This window comes from Bradyrhizobium sp. WSM4873 (genome assembly GCF_055811355.1).
Genome location: NZ_JBVVPS010000003.1, coordinates 89,828 through 109,780, shown reverse-complemented (window position 1 = coordinate 109,780; position 19,953 = coordinate 89,828). Strand labels below are relative to the sequence as shown.

20 protein-coding genes are annotated in these 19,953 nt (G+C 64.3%); 3 read left to right on the top strand and 17 right to left on the bottom strand.

Annotated features, from left to right (window positions below; genetic code table 11):
* Nucleotides 1-257 precede the first annotated feature (257 nt).
* Entirely contained in the window at nucleotides 258-1,472 is a 1,215-nt protein-coding gene (locus tag AC0L21_RS07125; RefSeq protein ID WP_473259637.1) for a YeeE/YedE family protein, read from the top strand.
* Between the two features lie 52 nt (nucleotides 1,473-1,524).
* On the opposite strand, the gene AC0L21_RS07120 is transcribed toward AC0L21_RS07125, so the two are convergent.
* The 13 genes from AC0L21_RS07120 to rpoZ form a co-directional block, all read right to left on the bottom strand.
* Nucleotides 1,525-3,069, bottom strand: a complete 1,545-nt coding sequence (locus AC0L21_RS07120) for a GMC family oxidoreductase (protein ID WP_473259634.1) — start codon at nucleotides 3,067-3,069, stop codon at nucleotides 1,525-1,527.
* Between the two features lie 4 nt (nucleotides 3,070-3,073).
* Nucleotides 3,074-4,624 carry an ABC transporter substrate-binding protein gene (locus tag AC0L21_RS07115; protein ID WP_473259632.1) on the bottom strand — a complete coding sequence of 517 codons (1,551 nt, stop codon included), beginning with the start codon at nucleotides 4,622-4,624 and terminating at the stop codon, nucleotides 3,074-3,076.
* Nucleotides 4,625-4,914: 290 nt separating this feature from the next.
* Nucleotides 4,915-7,173 (bottom strand): DNA topoisomerase IV subunit A, encoded by a 2,259-nt coding sequence (parC, locus tag AC0L21_RS07110; protein WP_473259630.1) that lies wholly within the window; start codon nucleotides 7,171-7,173, stop codon nucleotides 4,915-4,917.
* A gap of 61 nt (nucleotides 7,174-7,234) precedes the next feature.
* The gene (locus tag AC0L21_RS07105; RefSeq protein WP_473259628.1) at nucleotides 7,235-7,519 is read right to left on the bottom strand and encodes a hypothetical protein; all 285 of its coding nucleotides are present in this window, start codon (nucleotides 7,517-7,519) and stop codon (nucleotides 7,235-7,237) included.
* Nucleotides 7,520-7,618: 99 nt separating this feature from the next.
* Complete coding sequence (recO, locus tag AC0L21_RS07100; protein ID WP_473259626.1) at nucleotides 7,619-8,371, bottom strand: DNA repair protein RecO; 753 nt, start codon at nucleotides 8,369-8,371, stop codon at nucleotides 7,619-7,621.
* Nucleotides 8,372-8,459: 88 nt separating this feature from the next.
* Nucleotides 8,460-8,840 carry a hypothetical protein gene (locus AC0L21_RS07095; RefSeq protein WP_007603399.1) on the bottom strand — a complete coding sequence of 127 codons (381 nt, stop codon included), beginning with the start codon at nucleotides 8,838-8,840 and terminating at the stop codon, nucleotides 8,460-8,462.
* Nucleotides 8,841-8,861: 21 nt separating this feature from the next.
* Complete coding sequence (era, locus tag AC0L21_RS07090) at nucleotides 8,862-9,788, bottom strand: GTPase Era (RefSeq protein WP_007611165.1); 927 nt, start codon at nucleotides 9,786-9,788, stop codon at nucleotides 8,862-8,864.
* On the bottom strand, nucleotides 9,778-10,629 hold the full coding sequence (gene rnc, locus AC0L21_RS07085) for a ribonuclease III (RefSeq protein ID WP_473259624.1): 852 nt from the start codon (nucleotides 10,627-10,629) through the stop codon (nucleotides 9,778-9,780). Before rnc ends, era begins: the two co-directional genes overlap by 11 nt.
* On the bottom strand, nucleotides 10,626-11,390 hold the full coding sequence (gene lepB, locus AC0L21_RS07080; protein WP_473259622.1) for a signal peptidase I: 765 nt from the start codon (nucleotides 11,388-11,390) through the stop codon (nucleotides 10,626-10,628). Before lepB ends, rnc begins: the two co-directional genes overlap by 4 nt.
* A 248-nt stretch (nucleotides 11,391-11,638) precedes the next feature.
* Nucleotides 11,639-12,058: a holo-ACP synthase gene (acpS, locus tag AC0L21_RS07075; RefSeq protein WP_007611179.1), complete on the bottom strand. Its 420-nt coding sequence runs from the start codon at nucleotides 12,056-12,058 to the stop codon at nucleotides 11,639-11,641.
* Entirely contained in the window at nucleotides 12,055-12,807 is a 753-nt protein-coding gene (locus AC0L21_RS07070) for a pyridoxine 5'-phosphate synthase (protein WP_473259620.1), read from the bottom strand. The genes acpS and AC0L21_RS07070 overlap by 4 nt, the downstream gene beginning before the upstream one ends.
* A gap of 45 nt (nucleotides 12,808-12,852) precedes the next feature.
* A complete protein-coding gene (locus tag AC0L21_RS07065) occupies nucleotides 12,853-15,138 on the bottom strand; it encodes a RelA/SpoT family protein (RefSeq protein ID WP_473259618.1) in 2,286 nt (761 codons plus the stop codon).
* A 209-nt stretch (nucleotides 15,139-15,347) separates the two neighbouring features.
* Nucleotides 15,348-15,740 carry a DNA-directed RNA polymerase subunit omega gene (rpoZ, locus tag AC0L21_RS07060; protein ID WP_007603391.1) on the bottom strand — a complete coding sequence of 131 codons (393 nt, stop codon included), beginning with the start codon at nucleotides 15,738-15,740 and terminating at the stop codon, nucleotides 15,348-15,350.
* A 329-nt stretch (nucleotides 15,741-16,069) separates the two neighbouring features.
* Between rpoZ and AC0L21_RS07055 the strand changes: the two genes are divergently transcribed.
* Nucleotides 16,070-16,717: a LabA-like NYN domain-containing protein gene (locus AC0L21_RS07055; RefSeq protein WP_007603390.1), complete on the top strand. Its 648-nt coding sequence runs from the start codon at nucleotides 16,070-16,072 to the stop codon at nucleotides 16,715-16,717.
* Complete coding sequence (locus AC0L21_RS07050; RefSeq protein ID WP_473259616.1) at nucleotides 16,698-17,372, top strand: uracil-DNA glycosylase; 675 nt, start codon at nucleotides 16,698-16,700, stop codon at nucleotides 17,370-17,372. The genes AC0L21_RS07055 and AC0L21_RS07050 overlap by 20 nt, the downstream gene beginning before the upstream one ends.
* On the opposite strand, the gene AC0L21_RS07045 is transcribed toward AC0L21_RS07050, so the two are convergent.
* The 4 genes from AC0L21_RS07045 to dapA are packed head-to-tail and all read right to left on the bottom strand — an operon-like array spanning nucleotide 17,369 to nucleotide 19,860.
* Nucleotides 17,369-17,962, bottom strand: a complete 594-nt coding sequence (locus AC0L21_RS07045; RefSeq protein WP_473259614.1) for a peroxiredoxin — start codon at nucleotides 17,960-17,962, stop codon at nucleotides 17,369-17,371. The two genes, AC0L21_RS07050 and AC0L21_RS07045, sit on opposite strands and share 4 nt — an antisense overlap.
* A 4-nt stretch (nucleotides 17,963-17,966) precedes the next feature.
* The gene (gene smpB / locus AC0L21_RS07040) at nucleotides 17,967-18,440 is read right to left on the bottom strand and encodes an SsrA-binding protein SmpB (protein ID WP_007603387.1); all 474 of its coding nucleotides are present in this window, start codon (nucleotides 18,438-18,440) and stop codon (nucleotides 17,967-17,969) included.
* 59 nt (nucleotides 18,441-18,499) lie between these two features.
* Complete coding sequence (mscL, locus tag AC0L21_RS07035) at nucleotides 18,500-18,916, bottom strand: large conductance mechanosensitive channel protein MscL (protein ID WP_473260095.1); 417 nt, start codon at nucleotides 18,914-18,916, stop codon at nucleotides 18,500-18,502.
* Nucleotides 18,917-18,969: 53 nt separating this feature from the next.
* Nucleotides 18,970-19,860 (bottom strand): 4-hydroxy-tetrahydrodipicolinate synthase, encoded by an 891-nt coding sequence (gene dapA / locus AC0L21_RS07030; RefSeq protein WP_473259612.1) that lies wholly within the window; start codon nucleotides 19,858-19,860, stop codon nucleotides 18,970-18,972.
* Nucleotides 19,861-19,953 lie beyond the last annotated feature (93 nt).

Sequence of the window (19,953 nt, the reverse complement as noted above, 5' to 3'; positions counted from 1 at the left end):
GCGGGTGTGTTTTTTTTATTCGCGCCGCAAACACCATAAAACCCCCTCGCGGGGCCGGCGCGGGGGGCCCCGGCCCGACCCAGTACTCCGAGACGATCGTGATTGAGAAGAGAAGCCGCGGCGTACTAGATGCCCCGGTCGAGCCGGGGCATGACAGCCTAGCGCGATCCCATCAGTTCCAATGTGGGAAGATTGGAACGGGGAGAATTCGCCAAGGTTAGCTCCCACTGCCGAGGACTCCGCTTTTTGGATGAGCCATGACCGATCTATCCATCGATGCGCGACTGCTTGCCCCTGACAATGACCGGCACGGCGTCAATTTCACGGTCGTCGTTGTCGCTGCGGCAATTCTTCTGGCGGGCGCAGTGGCCTTGTCAGGTACGATCTCCTGGCAACAGGGATTGTTGTTTCTTGTCGGAGGCGCACTTGGCCTGACGCTGTACCATGCGCTGTTCGGGTTCACCTCGGCCTGGCGCGTCTTCATTGTCGCGCGACGAGGTGCCGGCCTCCGTGCGCAAATGGTCATGCTGGCGCTGGCAACCGCCCTCTTCTTTCCGGCCCTGGCGCAAAGCACGCTGTTCGGCGTCGCCGTGCATGGCGAGCTCGGCGCAGTGGGCGTGGGCATGCTGACCGGGGCGTTCCTGTTCGGCCTTGGAATGCAGCTTGGCGGCGGCTGTGCATCGGGAACGCTTTATACCGCCGGCGGCGGCAACACCCGCATGCTGGTGACGTTGGCGGCCTTCATCGCCGGATCTACGCTCGGTGCATTGCATTTGCCGTGGTGGAGCGCGCTGCCGAACATCGGCGCCGTCTCGTTGATCGAACGGCTCGGATGGCTGCCGGCGCTCGTGCTCTGCTGGGCTGTGATGGCTGCAATCTACCTCATCACCGTCAGGGCCGAGATCGCCCGGCACGGCCAACTCGAGCCGGGAGCGCGGACGAAGCTGCGCGGCGCGCGCCGCTTCATGCAGGGGCCGTGGCCGCTCCTGTGGGGCGCGATCCTGCTTGCGATCGGAAATTTCGCCACGCTGTATCTAGCGGGACGTCCCTGGGGCATCACCTCCGCTTTCGCGCTCTGGGGATCGAATATCCTGATGGGCTTCGGCGTCGACGTCGCCTCATGGCCCTATTGGCAGGGTGCTCGGGCCGCCTCGCTGCACCAAAGCGTCTTCGCCGACATCACCTCCGTGATGGACTTCGGCATCATCCTGGGAGCGTTGCTGGCCGCGGGCCTCGCCGGCAAATTCCATCCGACATGGCGCATCTCCGCATCCTCGCTCCTTGCAGCCATCATCGGCGGCCTGCTGCTCGGGTATGGCGCCCGGCTCGCCTATGGCTGCAATATCGGCGCTTATTTCAGCGGAATCGCATCGGGCAGCCTGCACGGCTGGTGCTGGCTAGTCGCGGCTTTCGTCGGCAACATTCTGGGAACACACCTCCGACCGCTGTTCGGCCTGGCCGTCGAGCGGTAGGTTTTTCGCATGCGCGTTCGTCAGACCGCCGTGGCGGGACCGACGATTGAACCTACCGCATCATCATCCGCGCAATCGCTTCCCCAATCACCACTGTCGTGAAGTGGGTGTTGGCCCGGCAATCCGATGGCATGATCGAGGCGTCGGCGACGCGCAGGCCGGAGATGCCCTTCACGGTGCCGTCAGGGTTGACCACGCCGTCGGCGTCGTTGACGCCGGTCATGCGGCAGCTGCCGGCGGCGTGCTGGATGTCGCCGGTCTCACGCCGCAGCAGCGCGTCGAGCTCCTGATCGGGCAAGGCCGCAGCTTGCTGCAGCGTCAGATCGGTGTCGGCGAGCCGGATCCAGTCGGCGATGCCTGACAGCGCCGGCTGGGAGGTGATCGCGGCAAGCCGCCTCACCGCATCCATCATGCGCAGCATGTCGCGGGGATCGGCCAGCATGTTCTCCTCGACAACGGGATCGATCGCGGGATCGGTCGAGGCCAATTTGAGCGTGCCACGCGAATAGGCGTTGAACAGCCCGGCGCCGATCGCTCCGGGCACACCGATGCCGCGGTGGTTGAAGGCGATCAGGATCATGTCGCGCTTGCCGCCGTCGGCGAGGCCCGACGAATAGGTCACGCAGCAATTGGTGTGGCGGGTGTCAGGATCGGTCGGCCGCAGATTTTCGTGGAGCTGGATCGTGGCGCGAAACAGCGGATGGTCGAAGAAGTGCCGGCCGACTGGGAGGTCGCGCTCGACGGCGATCCCCATCGCTTTGAGTTGATCCGCAGGTCCAATGCCCGAGCGCAGCAGGATCGCGGGGCTGTGGATGGCGCCAGCGCACAGCACGATCTGCCGTGCGCTGATCTCGTGGGTGCCCTGCCCCTCGATATGGACGCGGAGGCCGGTCGCCCTTCCGTCGCTGATCAGGACCCGGTCGACCAGCGCATGCCCGCGAATTTCCAGATTGGCGCGGCCGCGCGCGGGTTCCAGATAACCCTCATTGGTGGTGATGCGGCGGCTGTCGCGGCTGTTGATGGGATAGCAGGCGACGCCCTCGCCATCAGGGCCGTTGACGTCGGCGCACCAGGGATAGCCGCTCGCCAGCGCCGCATCGCGCAAGCCACGATCGATCGGGCCCCACTTTTCCGGCGGCGCCCGATAGACCGGCAGCGGTCCGCCGCGGCCATGGCCGGCGGCGTCGCCGAATTCCAGATCATCCTCGATCACCGAGAACAACGGCATCACGTCCCTGGCCGACCAGCCGGTGCAGCCATTTGCGGCCCATTCGTCGAACGCATCGGCGACGCCGCGGATGGCGATCTGGCCGTTCATCATCGAGGAGCCGCCGAGCCCCTTGCCGCGCCAGTAGAAGCGCGGCTCCTGCCCGGCCACTCGGCGCGTCAGAAGATCAGGCCACTGCCATTTCTCCTGGTACTCGCGCTTGTGGATGATCGGGATGGGATTTGGCGTCCGCACCTCCCAGGGCGCTTCGGCAGCGCGCCAGTCGAGGCCGGCTTCAAGCAACAGCACGCGGCGTGCGGGATCTTCCGAGAGCCGCGCCGCAACAGCGGCGCCGGCGGAGCCGCCGCCGACAACAATGACATCGTACATCGCGCTACTTCTCAACGTTCCAGAACACCGGGATGGCCGACGGTATCAGACCGCGCAAAGTCGTGCGAGAGGCGGCGGGCTGGGCGAACTGGCCCCACGGTATAGCGGGCGCCTGGTCGTACATGACGGCCTGGATATCGCCTGCGATCTTCTTGCGATCCTCCTCGGCGGGCGCCTTGGCAAAGGCCTCCATCAGCGGCGTGATGCGCGCGTCGCATTGCCAGCCGGTGAAGTCGGCGCAGTTGAAGGCGACCATGACGTTGGTCAGCGGCGAGCCGAGGTCAAAACCGCCGGCGTGAACGCCATAGACGCTCCAGCCCTCCTTCTTGGCGCGGCGCGCCAGCACGCTCGCCCAGTCCATCACCTGGAGGTCGACGTTGAAGCCGGCCTGTTTCAGCCGCTCGGCCAGCACCTGCGCCGAGACGCGGGGGGCTTCGAGATCGTTGGCCTCCATCACGACGACAGGCTCACCGGCATATTTCGTCGCCTTCAGCGCGGCCTTCGCCGCTTCGATCGACGGCTTGGCGGCGGATTCCGTGCCGGCCTTGCTGTCATAGGTGGTGCCGCAGGTGAAGTACGTCGCGCAAGGAGCCGCGTATTTGGCGTCCAGGCCGAGTGCGTCCAGCACCTCGCGCTGATCGACCAGCTTCCACAGCACGCGTCTGATGGCGGGATCGTCGAACGGCTTCGATGCGGCGTTGAGGCGATAGGCGCCCGCGAACATGTTGCCGCCGGTGAAATTGACGAGCTTCACGCGTGCGTTCTTCTCCATCGTCGGCAGCAGATCGAACGGCGCGTATTGCATGAAATCGACTTCGCCGGCCTGCAGCGCGGAGGCTGCGGTCGCACCATCTGGAATAACGCGGATCTCGAGCGTGTCGATGTTGACGCGCTTGCCGCCGGCGAGGAAGTCGGCAGGCTCGGGACGCGGCACGTAATCGGCGAACTTCTTCAGGATCATGCGATCGCCGGTGCGGTGATCTGCTTTGCTGTAGACGAACGGGCCGGAGCCGACGATTTCGGTGATGCGCTGGTCGCCGGGCGTTTTGGCAACGCGCTCGGGCATCATGAAGGCGACCGGACTGACGGGATTGCCGAGCGCGTCGATGACGAGACCAGACGGCTCCTTCAGCGTCAGCACGAAGGTTTTTGCGTCGGTGGGCTCGAGCGAGGCCGTGATCGCGAAGATGCGGCGGCCGAGCGCACTGCGGGTGCCCCAACGGCGCAGCGAGGCGACGCAATCGGCGGCCGTGACCGGCTGGCCGTCATGCCATTTCAGGCCGTCGCGCAGCGTGAAACTGTAGGTCAGGCCATCGGCCGAGACTTTCCAGTCCTGCACCATCTGCGGCTTGATCTCGCCTTTGGAATCCTTCGCAAATAGCGTGTCGAACACCATGTAGCCGAACGTGCGCGTAATGTAGGCTGTGGAGAAATGCGGATCGAGCGTGATGATCTCCGCCTCGAGCACCGCGACGAGATTGCCCGCCGCATGCGCCGGCGGCGCGGTCAGCGCCAAGGCGAATAGCGCCGGAATAAAAGCCTTCAGTTTGGACATTGATGCCTTTTGCCTTTGACGAGCTGTTTGCTGTCGCCGGGAAAAAGCAATGTTCGTGCCCGTTCGATGGAGGCACTCATGCGCTCACGGCTATCTGCCGCGCGTTTGCGCGCTGCACCCTCGCTGTCGTCGCCCGGCTTGACCGGGCGATCCAGTACTCCAGAGAAAGCTACGATTGAGCCGAGAGGTCGCGGCGTACTGGATGCCCCGCCGGAGCCTGTCATCGGGCTCGCCGAAGGCGAGACCCGGTGGCGGGGCATGACACTGTCGATATGGCGACGGCCCGCGTCCTACCCGATCACCCTGCCGAACTTGTTCGACTTCGGGAATCCCTTCGGCGCGAGGCGGCCGGCATCACCGCGGTTGCCGCGCCACTCGGCGAGCTCCTTCATGGTCGCAGAGAATTCGCGGCCCGCGGAGTCCTTCCAGGTCAGGCCCGCCTTGGCGTCGAACACGGCGACGTCGGAAAGACCACCGTCCTTGTATTTTTGCAGGCGCGCACCGCGGCCACGCGGCATCTCCTGCACCTGGTCGAGCGGGAAAAGCAGCATCTTGCGGTTCTCGCCGATGACCGCGACGGTGTCGCCGAGCACCTCGGTGACCGTGCGCGCCTCATTCGGCATGTCGACGTTGAGGACCTGCTTGCCCTTCTTGGTGGTGCCGACGCAATCGTCCTCGTTGACGACGAAGCCCTGGCCCTCGTGGCTCGCGACCAGGAATTTGCGTCCGCCCTTGTTGACGAACAGCGTGACCGGCGCGGCCTCCGGCTCGAGATCGATGAACTGGCGGATCGGCTCGCCGTGACCGCGGCCGCCCGGAAGTTTTGCGACATCGAGCGAGTAGAATTTTCCATTGGTGGCGAACAGCAGCAGCTTCGAGGTCGTTTCCGCGAAGAACGCGAACCCGAGCTTGTCGTCCTGCTTGAAAGCCAGCCCCGAGAGATCCTCGACATGGCCCTTCAGGGTGCGGATCCAGCCCTTGTCGGAGACGACGACGGTCACTGGCTCGCGCTCGACCAGGGCCTCCTCGATCGCAGCGAGATCGTGCTCGGGCGCGTCCGCAAAGGTGGTGCGGCGCTTGCCGAGCGGCGTCTTCGGTCCGAACATGTCGCGGACCTTGCCGACCTGCTCGCCAACCTTCTTCCACTGCTCGGGTTCGGACGCCAGCAATCCCTCAATGCCCTTCAGCTCCTTGCGAAGATCCTTGTCCTCGCTGCGGATCTCCATCTCCTCGAGCTTGCGCAACGAGCGCAGCCGCATGTTGAGGATGGCTTCGGCCTGCACCTCGGTGAGCTTGAACGCCTTGATCAGCGCGGGCTTCGGCTCGTCCTCATTGCGGATGATCCTGATCACCTCGTCGATGTTCAGATAGGCAATCAGCAAGCCGCCGAGAATCTCCAGCCGGCGCTCGATCTCGGCCTTGCGATGGTTGGTGCGACGGATCAACACGTCGCGCAGATGGTCGAGCCATTCGCGCAAGCATTCCGCCAGCCCCACGACTTTGGGAATGCGGCCCTTGATCAGCACGTTGAGGTTCAGCGGAATCTTGTTTTCGAGCTCGGTCAGCCGGAACAGCGATTCCATCATCAGCGCGGGATCGACGTTCTTCGACTTCGGCTCGATCACGATGCGAACGTCTTCGGCCGACTCGTCCCTGATATCGCCGACCAGCGGCAGCTTCTTCTGGTCGAGCAGCTCGGCGATCTTCTCGATCAGCCGCGACTTCTGCACCAGAAAGGGAATCTCGGTGACGACGACGACCCAGGTGCCGCGCGCGCCCTCTTCCTGCTCCCATCGCGAGCGGACGCGGAACGAGCCGCGGCCGGTGGTGTAGGCTTCAGCGATCGCCTGCTTGGAATCGACGCAGATGCCGCCGGTCGGGAAATCCGGCCCCTTGACCCATTTCAGCAGCGCCTTGGATTTCGCGTCCGGTTTCTCGATCAGATGCAGCGCGGCGTCGCAGAGCTCGGCGGCGTTGTGCGGCGGGATTGAGGTCGCCATGCCGACCGCGATGCCCTGCGCACCGTTGGCGAGCAGGTTCGGGAAGCCGCCGGGCAGCACGACCGGTTCTTTCGACTGGCCGTCATAGTTGGGACGGAATTCGACCCCGTCTTCGTCGATGCCGTCGAGCAGAAGCCGCGCGACGTCGGTCATGCGTGCTTCGGTGTAACGGTAGGCGGCGGGATTATCGCCGTCGATATTGCCGAAATTGCCCTGGCCGTCGACCAACGGATAGCGCGAGGAGAAGTCCTGCGCGAGACGCACCATGGCGTCGTAGATCGCCTGGTCACCGTGCGGATGGAACGAGCCCATCACGTCGCCGACGATTTTTGCGGATTTCTTGAAGCTGGTGCCGGGGTCGAGCCGGAGCAGGCGCATGCCGTAGAGGATGCGCCTATGCACCGGCTTCAGGCCGTCGCGGGCATCGGGCAGTGCGCGGTGCATGATGGTGGAGAGCGCGTATGCGAGATAGCGCTCTTCCAGCGCCTCACGCAGCGGCACCTCGTGAATTTCGGCCGGTTCCTCCGGCGGAATCAATCGTTTTCCCATGCCGCCCGGTTAAACCGTGGAAGCGAATCGGGCAAGGATCGATTGGTTCCCTGTGGGCGGCCTACTGGCCAGCCCAGCCTGCGGTGAAGGTCTGGGTGGGTGGCGCGGCTTTAGCCTGCGTGGTGCCCGGGGCATTGGTCAGGCACCGCCGCGCCGTCTCGATCTCGGCCTCCGTCGCGCCCTTGGACCGCGCCCATGCCTCTGCGGCTGCAGCGGAATATTTGGCCACATAGAATCTGACAACGGTGCAGGAGGCACGGCGAAAGACGCCCGGCTGCTCACCCGCAAGGGCGTCCGGCGCCAGCGCGATCAGCGCTGCCGATATCACAAGTCCCTTGATCAGCATCAGGATATCCCCGGTTGGAACCCCGGGGGCAAGTCACGGAAACCCGATTTCGTTCCACGGCGGGCCGCTATATTGCGACAATGCAGAGCCGCGCTAGGCTCATGGCGCGGGAATCGCGGCCTTTGCCTGCTGTCGCGTCAACGCGCTGATGAAGCCCGCCCGCGCGTCGGAATGGCCCTGCCCACGCGGCTCCAGCACGTGGCGCAGCAGGAACAGGCCGGTCAGTCGAAAGCCGTCCTGGAGATCCTGATCAGTGAGGTCGCCCTGCACCTCGCCCTGGCGCAGGAACGGCGGTAGCCGCAATAGGCGGTCGCGCCACGGCTCGCCCGCCCCGCGCGACACCGCGCCACCGGATTTGGGCGAGACGTAGATCAGGTCGGTGGTCTCTCCGGTCACCGCGCAGTTTTCCAGCGCCAGCCCAAAGCCGAGTTCGGTGAGCATTGCCAGTTCGAAATGGATCACGTGTACGGCGGCGCTACCGATATCATCGAAATCGTCCAGCGAATGTTCGAGCAGCGCCAGGAGGTGTTCGTGCGGATCGCGCTCCGGCAGCAACCGCGCAATCGAAGCGAGATGAGTGATGCCGTAAACGCCGTGGGATGATCCCAGCAGCGTCGCGGCCCGCAGCTTCAGGCCTTCGATGGCATAGGTGCCGAGATGCTCGTCGAGCCGCGCCCGCCACACCACGCTGAGGCTGTTGCCGGGCTGCAGCAGCGGCCGCATCCGAGAGCCGGCGCCGCCGCGGACGAGACCGAGATGGCGGCCGTGCGCGCGGGTCAGCAGCTCGACGATGGCGCTGCTCTCGCCATGCCGCCGCACCCCCAGCACGATGCCTTCGTCGGTCCATTCCATCGGTGAAGTCTAGCGGATTCCGGTCTTCAATCGTAGGGCGGATTGGCCGAAGGCCGGAAGGTGAAGCGCCGCCAATCCACCCGACGCCTTAAGCGTTGAACCAGCCCTGCGCGTCGCCGCGGAACGAGAAGTACAATCCCATCGCCGTCAGCACGCAGGAGACGATCTCGATGGCGCTGTCGAGTTCCATGCCTTTCTCCCCGATGATCTGGCCGAGCGAGATCACCGACAGTACGAGTGCTGCCGCCAGAACCCAGCGCGGCCAGTTCTTGCGCCCGCGCGCGGCCAGCCGCACGAAATAGACCAGCAGCAGGATCATGCCGCCGGCAAGCAGCGACGACGTCATGATCATCTGTTCGGTCATCTCGGCAGTCGGCGTGCGGTCCTGCACCGCCACCGACAAGGCATCCAGCATCAACGATGCATAGAGCAACGCTTCGAAGCGCCGTACGTTGCTTGGTACGCTCATCGCCGACCGATCTTTTCGTGGTTATTCTTTGGGAAATTCCAGGCCCATCTCGCGGTAGCGATCGGGATCGTCGCTCCAGTTCTCGCGCACCTTGACGAACAGGAACAGGTGCACCGGCACGCCCAGGATCTCGCCGATCTCCTTGCGCGAGTCCGCGCCGATCGACTTGATGGTGGCGCCGCCCGCGCCGAGCACGATCTTGCGCTGGCTCTCGCGCTCGACGAAAATCGTCTGCTCGATGCGCACCGACTTGTCCTTGCGCTCCTCCCACTTGTCGGTCTCGACGGTGGACTGGTAGGGCAATTCCTGGTGCAGCTTGCGAAAGATCTTCTCGCGGGTGATCTCGGCCGCAAGCTGCCGCATCGGCGCGTCCGACATCTGGTCTTCGGGATAGAGGAACGGCCCCGGCGGCACGATCTCGGCCAGTGTATGCCTGAGGTCGTCGACGCCGTCGCCGGAGATCGCCGCGATCATGAAGGTCTTTGCGAAGGCCATGCGCTCGTTGGCGGCCTGCGCCAGCGCCAGCAGCTTCTCGCGCTGGACCAGGTCGACCTTGTTGATGACCAGAATCTTCTCGTGCTTGACGCTGGCGACCTTGGTGAGGATCGCCTCGGCTTCCTCGTCGATGCCGGCCTTGGCATCCAGCAGCACGCAGACGAGATCGGCGTCATGCGCGCCGCTCCAGGCGGTCGAGACCATGGCGCGGTCCAGCCGGCGCTTGGGCAGGAAGATGCCGGGCGTATCGACCAGGATGATCTGTGCGTTGTTCTCGATCACGATGCCGCGGATCAGCGCGCGCGTGGTCTGCACCTTGCGCGAGACGATCGTGACCTTGGCCCCGACCAGCGCATTGACCAGCGTGGATTTGCCGACGTTGGGCGCGCCGATCAGCGCGACGAAGCCGCAGCGCGTAGCAGTTGGCGCCTCGCCGCTTGCTTCAACCGTCATTGCCGCCGCCAACGCCTTCACGTTCGATCATCACTGAAGCTGCCACTTTCTCTGCCGCGCGCTTGCTGCCGCCGATACCTTCCGCCGGAGCGAGACCCGGCAGATCGACCGCGACGCGGAATTGCGGATCATGATGCGGGCCGGTGCGCTCGACCTCGCGATAAACAGGCGTCGGCAATCCCTTGCCCTGCGCCCATTCCTGGAGAACGGTCTTGGGATCGCGCAAGGGACGTCGCGGCTTGTGCATGCGCTCCGTCCAGTTGCGCTTGACGAAATCGGCCGCCGCCGCGTAGCCGCCATCGAGGAAGACGGCGCCGATCACGGCCTCGCAGATATCGCCGAGCACGCTCTTGCGCAGGCGCGCGTCGGCGCTGGAGCCGACCGAGCCGAGCTTGATGTCGTCGAGCAGACCGAGCGACTTGGCAACGTCGGCGCAGCTCTCCTTGCGCACCAATTCGGCAAGTCGCTTGGACATCTCGCCTTCGTCGGCGTTCGGGAAGGCGTGATAGAGCATGTCGGAGACGACGAGCCCGAGCACGTGGTCGCCGAGGAATTCCAGCCGCTGATAGCTGTCACCGCGCTTGCGCCCGGACTTCAACGCGGAGACATGCGTGATGCCTTGCATCAAAAGGTTCGGATCGGCAAAGCTGTAGCCGATGCGCGCCTCGAGCCCCGCATTCGCATCCAAGCCCCTGGCCTTGCTGCTCCGCACCCGCTTCTTCTTTGCAGGCGTCTTGTTTTCAGGCGTCTTGCTCTCAAGGCTCTTGGTCGCAGCTTCGCCGTCGGGGCCCGCTTGCGCCTCGGTCGGCAGGGTTGCGATGTCCTTGGCTTCGTCTTTCATCGGACGATTTTGAAGAAGCGATTCCAGCGCACCGCCCAGGGCCAGCGCCAGAACATCCAGGCATGCTCGCCTTCGGCGATCGAGAAGAAGATCATCTGGGCGCGCCCGATCAAATTCTCCTGCGGCACGTAGCCAACCTGGCCAAGGAAGCGGCTATCGGTGGAGTTGTCGCGGTTGTCGCCCATCATGAAGAAGTGGCCGGTCGGCACGGTGTAGACGTTGGTGTTGTCGACGTATCCGTTGTCGGCGCAGTCCAGCGTTTCGTAGGACACGCCGTTCGGCAGCGTTTCCTTCCAGCGCTTCACCCGGGAGACGCCGCCGCCTTCGGCGCCGCAGGGGTCCTCGCCGACAAATTCGCTCATGCGCTGCCGCTCGACCGGCGTGTCGTTGATGTAGAGCAGCCCGTCCCGCATCTGGATGCGGTCGCCGGGCAGGCCGATCACGCGCTTGATGTAGTCGGTGGAATCGTCCTTCGGCAGGCGGAATACGACGATGTCGCCGCGGTTCGGGTCCGAGCCCCAGATGCGCCCCGAGAACAGCGGCGGCGAGAACGGGATCGAGTAGTGGCTGTAGCCGTAGGAATATTTCGAGACGAACAGATAGTCGCCGACCAGCAGCGTCCCCTTCATCGAGCCGGATGGGATGTTGAACGGCTGAAACAGGAAGGTGCGGATCACCAGCGCGATCAGGAGAGCGTGGATCACGACCCGGATCGTTTCGCCGACGCCGCTCTCAGTTTTCGTTCCTGAAGTCACGCTCATTGCTCTCTCAATTCCGGCGGGCGGTCACAGCGCGCCCTCCTCCCGCGAACAGCCCATCGCTCGCGGCCCAAGGAGATTGTCCTGATTCTGATAATGAGGGCCAATTCCGGCGTAAAGCCGAATTCGCCCAGCCTGATTTGCGTCCGCGGACTTTTAGACGGTTGTCGGAGGCCACGCAATCAAGGATCGCATCAAAACTGCATAAGCATTTGATTTTGAATGCGAATTATAAAATGATCGGTGCCTAATCAGGGTTTCGCCAGCGGCACGGCGGAAATGATGACGAAGGCCTGCGCCAACGGCCAGTCATCGGTGATCGACAGGTCGATCTGCGCCGCGAAGCCCTCCGGCGTCAGGGCCTGGAGCCGGGCCAGCGCCCCGCCCGTCAATTGCATCGTTGGGCGTCCTCCCGGCAGGTTGACCACCCCCATGTCGCGCCACCACACGCCGCGCCTGATGCCGGTGCCGAGCGCCTTGGAACAGGCCTCCTTGGCGGCGAAGCGCTTGGCGTAGGTTGCCACCACCATCTTCTCGTTCTTGGCGCGCCGCTCCGCCTTGGCCCGCTCGGCCGCGGTGAAGATGCGGTCGAGGAAGCGCTCGCCATGGCGATCGATCACCTTGCCGACACGGGTGATGTCGATCAGATCGGAGCCGATGCCGATGATCATGCCCGGCTCCGGCCGCGGTCCATCGCCGCGCGCATGCTGCGCACCGTCTCGGCGAGACCGACGAACAGGGCTTCGCCGATCATGTAGTAGCCGATGTTGAGCTCCATGATGTCCGGCAAGCCGGCGATCGTCTCCGCCGTCGCGTAGTCCAGCCCGTGTCCGGCGTGAACCTCCAGCCCCGCTTCCTTCGCCAGCTTCGCCCCTGCCACGATTCGCCGCCATTCGGCCTCGGCCTTATCGGCGTGACCGTCGAGGACGGCGTCGCACCAGGCGCCGGTGTGGATCTCGATCACGGGCGCGCGCAGCCGCGCCGCCGTCTCGATCTGGGCGGGATCGGCCGCGATGAACAGCGACACCCGGATGCCGGCATCGTTCAGCCGCGCGATATAAGGCGCCAGCGCATTGTGCTGGCCGACGGCGTCGAGCCCGCCTTCGGTCGTCACCTCCTGGCGCCGCTCTGGCACCAGGCACACCGCATGCGGCTTGGTGGCGAGCGAGATGCGCATCATGTCGTCGGTCGCCGCCATCTCGAAATTGAGCGGCTTGGAGATCTCGGCTTTCAGCCGCGCCATGTCCTCGTCGCGGATGTGCCGGCGATCCTCGCGCAGATGAGCAGTGATGCCGTCGGCACCGGCCTCGATCGCCAGCAGCGCCGCGCGCACCGGATCGGGATTGCGGCCGCCGCGCGCGTTGCGCAGGGTCGCGACATGGTCGACATTGACGCCGAGGCGGAGCGGAGGTGCAGGCATTTCGGGACTCACGGAATCATAGGAATAGACCAAGACGGAAGGCGTCTATCCATTAACACGTTCGGCGCGGGCGACGACCGCCTTCGCGCGCAGCTGGGCCAGGATCGCGCTCAAATGCTTGAGATCGTAGACTTCGAGATCGATCGTCGTCTCCGTGAAATCCGGTGAGCGGCGCTGCATGCTGATGTTGTCGATGTTGCCGTCGTGCTCGGCGATTACGGTCGCGATCTGCGCCAGCGCGCCGGGCTCGTTGACGTTCTCGACCTTGATGCGGGCCGGGAAGCGCTGCGGCGCGGAGTCCTCGATGTCCCAGCGCACGTCGAGCCAGCGCTCCGGCTCTTCCTCGAAATCCTTCAGGGCCGGTGCCTGGATCGGGTAGATGGTGATGCCCTCGCCCGGCGTGACGATGCCGACGATGCGGTCACCGGGCACTGCGCCGCCGTTCGGCGCGAACTTCACCGGCAGGTCGGAATTGATGCCGCGGATCGGGATCGCGACCGGGCTGCGCGGCGATTCCGACGACTTCTCCTTGAGCTTGGCGGCAAGCCCCTTCTTGACGCCGTAGCGCGCGATGCGCTCCTCCTTGTAGTCGGGATACATCGCACGCGCGACGTGGGAAGCCTTGATCTCGCCGCGCCCCACAGCCGCCATGACGTCCTCGATCGAGGTCCGCGCGAGGCGCGGCAGCGCGCCTTTGAGCTTGTCGTCGGCATATTCGATCTTGGCGCGCTCGAACAGGCGCTCGACGATGCGTCGGCCGAGACCGACATATTGATCGCGCACCGCCGTCCTGGTGGCGCGGCGGATCGCGGCGCGCGCCTTGCCGGTGACCGCGAGCGTTTCCCAGGCGGACGGCGGCGCCGCTTGCGCTTCCGAGGTCAGCACCTCGACCTCGTCGCCGTTCTGGAGCTCCGAGGACAGCGGCGCAAACTGGCCGTTGATCTTGCAGCCTACCGCGCTGTTGCCGACGTCGGTGTGCACGGCATAGGCGAAGTCGATCACGTTGGCATGGCGCGGCAGCGCGATCAGCTTGCCCTTCGGCGTGAAGCAGAACACCTGGTCGTGGAACAACTCGAGCTTGGTGTGCTCGAGGAATTCCTCGGGATTGGCGCTCTCCGAGAGGATGCCGATGGTGTGGCGCAACCAGGCGAACGCATTGGACTCGCGCTTGAGGAATTCGGTCGGCGAGCCCACGCCTTCCTTGTAGAACACGTGCGCGGCGATGCCGCGCTCGGCGATCTGGTCCATCGCCTCGGTGCGGATCTGCAGCTCGACGCGCTGGTTGCCGGGGCCGATCACGGTGGTGTGGATCGAGCGGTAGTCGTTCTGCTTCGGCGTCGAGATGTAGTCCTTGAACCGCCCGGGCACGACCGGCCAGTTCGTGTGGACGATGCCGAGCGCGCGGTAGCAGGCCTCGATGTCGTTGACGACGACGCGGAAGCCGAAGATGTCGGACAATTGCTCGAAGCCGACCGACTTGCGCTCCATCTTGGTCCAGATCGAGAATGGCTTCTTGCGGCGGCCATAGACCCGCGCCCCCAGGCCGCGGTGGCGCAGATTGTTGGAGAGCTGGTCCTCGATTTCGCCGATCAGATTGCGGTTGCGCTCGGCCAGCGCATCGAGCCGCTGCATCACCACCGAATACGCTTCTGGATCGAGGGTCCGGAACGACAGGTCCTCCAGCTCCTCGCGCATCTCCTGCATGCCCATGCGCCCGGCCAGCGGCGCATAGATGTCGAGCGTCTCCTCGGCAATGCGCCGTCGCGATTCCGTCGGCACGAAGTCCAGCGTGCGCATGTTGTGCAGGCGATCGGCGAGCTTCACCAGGAGCACGCGGACGTCGTCGGCAATCGCCAGCAACAATTTGCGCAGATTCTCGGCCTGCTTGGCCTCCCGCGACACCAGTTCCAGCCGCTTCAGCTTGGTCAGGCCCTCGACCAGCGCGCCGATCTCGGGCCCGAAGATCTGGTCGATCTCGGCCCGCGTCGCTTCGGTGTCCTCAATCGTGTCGTGCAGCAGTGCAGCCACGATGGTGGCGTCGTCGAGCTTCAGGTCGGTGAGAATCGCCGCCACTTCGAGCGGATGGGAGAAGTACGGGTCGCCCGAGGCGCGGGTCTGCGAGCCGTGCGCCTTCATGGCGTAGACATAGGCGCGGTTCAGCAAATCTTCGTCTGTGTTGGGATTGTAGGACCTGACGCGCTCGACGAGGTCATATTGACGCATCATGCGGGCGCGAGGCTTCGCGGGGCGCGCCACCGGCGCAGTCGGGGCCACGGCAACCGATTCGGTTGCGGCCTGCATCTGCGTTGGTGTGCGGCGTCGATATACCATGCCGTCCTGCCTTCAAACGGACCACGACAGAGCCCGTTGTATACATCTTAGCTCCGATCGCGCGCGTGTCCGATCAATTCAGTGACAGGGACAGGCGCGAACCGACGACGCTATGGTAACCACGAAAACGCCAACAAAAGCAAAGGCCCGAACAACGGTTCGGGCCTTTGATAAGATCACAAAGAAGTCGATGAGCGCGATGGGACGATTTACTCGTCTTCCTCGGGCTGCTCCTCGGGCGGCGCGAGGCCTTCGAGACCCTTCAGGAGCTCTTCTTCCGTCATGCGCTCAACCGCGACTTCGGTATCGTCTGCATCCACGCTTGCACCGGCGGAACCGATCAGCGGCACGGTGTCCGGCTCGGGCTCGTCGACCTCGACGAACTTCTGCAGCGAGTGCACCAGCTCCTCGCGGAGGTCTTCCGGAGAAATGGTGGTCTCTGCAATTTCGCGCAAAGACACAACAGGGTTCTTGTCGTTATCGCGGTCAACCGTTAGTTGTGAACCAGACGAAATCATGCGGGCCCGGTGGGCGGCCAGCAGGACCAGGTCAAACCGGTTGTCGACCTTGTCGATACAATCTTCTACGGTGACGCGAGCCATCGACTGTCGCTCCGTTGTGGGTGGGACGAAATATGTGGATGAATGCCGGTAGTTATAGGGGCCGGGAGGGTTTCGCAAGGCCAATTTGTGATTTGGCCTCGCCAAACGGCTCTGCTACCCCCACATTGGGGCTGGGATGGGTGGTTTCGCGGTCTGCCGGCGACGGCAGCGCCGGGTCTGTGCAAGTTGGCCATAACTATACCTTGATTGCCCCGACTTCTCCGGATTTGCGGTTTCGACGGGTTTCGGCGGGACTTTAGAAGTGCGCGGCTTGCTGTCGCCGCGCCAACAATAAACGATCAATCACGAACTCTACGCGAGCAAACTGAATGTCACCTTCCTCTACCGACAAGATCGCGCTCTTCATCGACGGAGCCAATCTCTACGCGACGGCGAAAACTCTGGGCTTCGACATCGATTACAAGCGCCTGCTGAAGGAGTTTCAGAGCCGCGGGACGCTGCTGAGGGCGTTCTACTACACCGCGATCATCGAGGATCAGGAGTACTCCTCGATCCGGCCGCTGATCGACTGGCTCGACTACAACGGCTACACCGTCGTCACCAAGGCGACCAAGGAGTTCATCGACGCCTCCGGCCGCCGCAAGGTCAAGGGCAACATGGACATCGAACTCGCCGTGAACGCGATGGAGCTCGCCGAGCACATCGATCAGATGGTGCTATTCTCGGGTGACGGCGACTTCCGCTCTCTGGTCGAGGCCGTTCAGCGTCGTGGCGTGCGGGTCACCGTGATTTCCACGATCGCGAGCCAGCCGCCCATGATCGCCGACGAGCTGCGCCGCCAGGCCGACGTCTTCACCGACCTCGTCGAGCTGCAGTCAAAGCTCGGCCGCGACCCGTCGGAACGCCCCGCCCCGCGTGACCGCGGCGACCGCGAGGCGCGCCACCACGCTCCGCAGTTCCTCCAGCGCGCAACCACGATGGCGCCGGCGAGGGGCGATGACGACTTCGAGGAGTGAGGCGGCCCGGTCAAGCCGCCAGCCTCTCAGCCTCGTCCCCGACCGTGACTGTCCGCTCTGTCCGCGCCTGGTCGCCTTTCGCGAGGCGAACCGCGCGCGCGAGCCATTGTGGCACAATGCGCCGGTTGCGCCTTTCGGCGACATCAAGGCGCGCCTGCTGATCGTCGGCCTTGCGCCGGGGATGCAGGGCGCCAACCGCACCGGCCGTCCCTTCACCGGCGACTATGCCGGCGACCTGCTCTACGCGACGCTGCTCGAATACGGCTTCGCCAAGGGCCAATATCAGGCACGTCCCGACGACGGCCTGAAGCTGGTCGACTGTCGGATCGCCAATGCGGTGCATTGCGTGCCGCCGCAGAACAAGCCGCTGCCGGTCGAGATCAACACCTGCCGGCAGTTCCTCGTGGCGAATCTCGCAACGATGCCGAACCTGCGTGCGATCGTCGCCCTCGGGCGCATTGCGCACGACACCGTGCTCAAGCCGCTGAACCTGAAGGGATCGCAAGCCCCCTTCGGCCACGGCGCCGTGCATCAAGCCGGCGCATTCAGGCTCTACGACAGCTATCACTGCTCCCGCTACAACACGAACACCCGCGTGCTGACGCCGGACATGTTCCGCTCCGTGTTCGCGAAGGTGAAGGCCGACCTCGACTAATCCTTCGACAAATCCTTGGCCGGATTGGCCTTCAGCCAGTCCAGCACATCGCCGGCGTTCCGGTCGGGCGGAAACACCGGATAGAACACATGCGTGATCCTGGCGTCGTCGACGATCAGCGCGAGGCGCTTGATCAGCGTCAGGCCCGCGACCTCCATCGTCGGCAAATTCAGGGCGCGCGTAAGCGCCAGCTTCTCGTCCGAGAGCACCGGGAACGGCAGATGCAGCCGCGAGGCCATCTCGGTCTGGTATGCGTTGCTTTGGGTCGAGAGGCCGTACACCTGCGCGGCGCCGGCGGCCTTCAGCTCGGCGAACAGATCTCGAAATGCACAAGTCTGCGGCGTACAGCCGCGCGCGCCCGGGATCATGTCCCAATCGTCGACCAGCGCGATCTTGCCGGGCTCGCCGGTGCGCGGATAGGCGAACACCACGGTCCGGCCACGCAGCGCCGACAGCGCGACTGACGTGTCGTCAGTGGCGAGCAGGCTGACCGGCGGCAGCGTCATGCCTTTCAGGTGCGCGGCGCCGCCATCATCCGCGGGTGCGGGAATGCGGGTCCAATCGACCTCCAGCAGGTTTCTCTGAGTCATCCCGCTATCCCCTCGCCCGCATCAGGCGGCCCTTCTCCCGGCTCCAGTCGCGCTTCTTCTCGGACTCGCGCTTATCGTGCAGCTTCTTGCCCTTTGCAACCGCGAGCTGCAATTTGGCGCGACCACGCTCGTTGAAGTAAAGCTTGAGCGGGATCAGCGTCATGCCTTCGCGGTCGACCGCACCCATCAGCTTGTTGATCTGCTTGCGATGCAGCAGCAATTTTCGCGGCCGCTTGGGCTCATGATTGAAGCGGTTGCCCTGGAGATATTCCGGAATGGTGGCGTTGATCAGCCAGATCTCGCCGTCCTTGGAATCGGCGTAGGATTCCGCGATCGTGCTCTTGCCGTTGCGGATCGACTTGACCTCGGTGCCGGTCAACGCAATGCCGACCTCGATCGTATCCTCGATCGCATAGTTGAAGCGGGCCTTGCGATTTTCCGCCATGACCTTGATCGGACGTTCGTTCTTGTCAGCCATGGAAGACAAACCTGATCGAGATGCGCGAGGACGCTAACAGTTTGGATGAAGCGAGCGCGTCAAGACTTCTTGAGGAGATCGCGGATCTCGGTCAGCAGCTCGACCTCGGCCGACGGCTTCGGCGGAGCGGCAGGCCCGGCCTCGTCCTTGCGCTTCAACTTGTTCATGGCACGGATCACCAGGAACAGCACGAAGGCAATGATGATGAAGTTGATCGTCAGCGTGAGGAAGTTGCCCCAAGCCAAGACGGCGCCCTGCTTTTTCGCGTCCGCGAGATTTGCGGCGGTGACCTTGCCCGAAAGCGGCGTGAAGTAGTTCGAGAAGTCGAGGCCGCCGGTGGCCGCTCCGATGATCGGCATGATCACGTCGCCGACCAGCGACGTCACGATGGCGCCGAAGGCCGCGCCGATGATGACGCCGACCGCGAGGTCGACGACGTTGCCCTTCATGGCGAACTCGCGGAACTCCCTGAGCATCCGCGTGCCTCTTTCCTCGATCGCCATGAAAAATTCCCCGATCGGCTAGCGCGTCAGTTGATAAGGCCAGCATGAACCATCGCGCTGCGCACGGCAACGCGGGTCGGTTCGGTGACCGGCACCATCGGCAGCCGCAACGTCTCGTCCAGCTTGCCGAGCAGAGACAGCGCGTACTTGATCGGCGCCGGATTGCTCTCGATGAAGAGGTTGTTGTGGAGCGGCATCAGCTTGTCATGCAGCTTCAACGCGGTGGCATGGTCGCCTTTCGCCCAGGCGGCCTGGAACTCGGAGCACAGCCGCGGCGCGACGTTCGAGGTCACAGAGATGCAGCCATGGCCACCATGCGCCATGTAACCGAGGATGGTCGCATCCTCGCCCGAGAGCTGGTTGAAGTCCTCGCCCATCGCCGCGCGCTGCTGCGAGACGCGGACCATGCTGGCGGTGGCGTCCTTGACGCCGGCGATGTTCTTCAGCTCCCACAGCCGCGTCATGGTGTCGACCGACATGTCGATCACCGAGCGCGGCGGGATGTTGTAGATGATAATCGGAATCCCGATCGCGTCGTTGATCGCCTTGAAGTGCTGATACATGCCTTCCTGAGTCGGCTTGTTGTAGTAGGGCGTCACGACCAGAACCGCATTGGCGCCCGCCTTCTCGGCGTGCTGGGCGAGCTCGATCGCCTCCTTGGTCGAGTTGGAGCCGGCGCCGGCGACGACAGGCACGCGGCCTTTCGCTTCCTCGATGCACCATTCGACGACCTTCTTGTGCTCGTCATGGCTCAGCGTGGGGCTCTCGCCGGTGGTGCCGACCGGGACCAGGCCATTGGTGCCCTCTGAAATCTGCCAGTTGACCAGGGAGCGGAACGCCGCCTCATCCAGCGAGCCGTTCTTGAACGGCGTGACCAAGGCGGTGAACGATCCCCGGAATTTCGTCTTTGCTGCCATGGACTTCCTCCGTACGCGGCAATCTTGAGCGCAGGCCGCATTCATATCGGGTCTATCCCGCCGGTAAAAGACCCGCCTCCGCCTGACGCACCG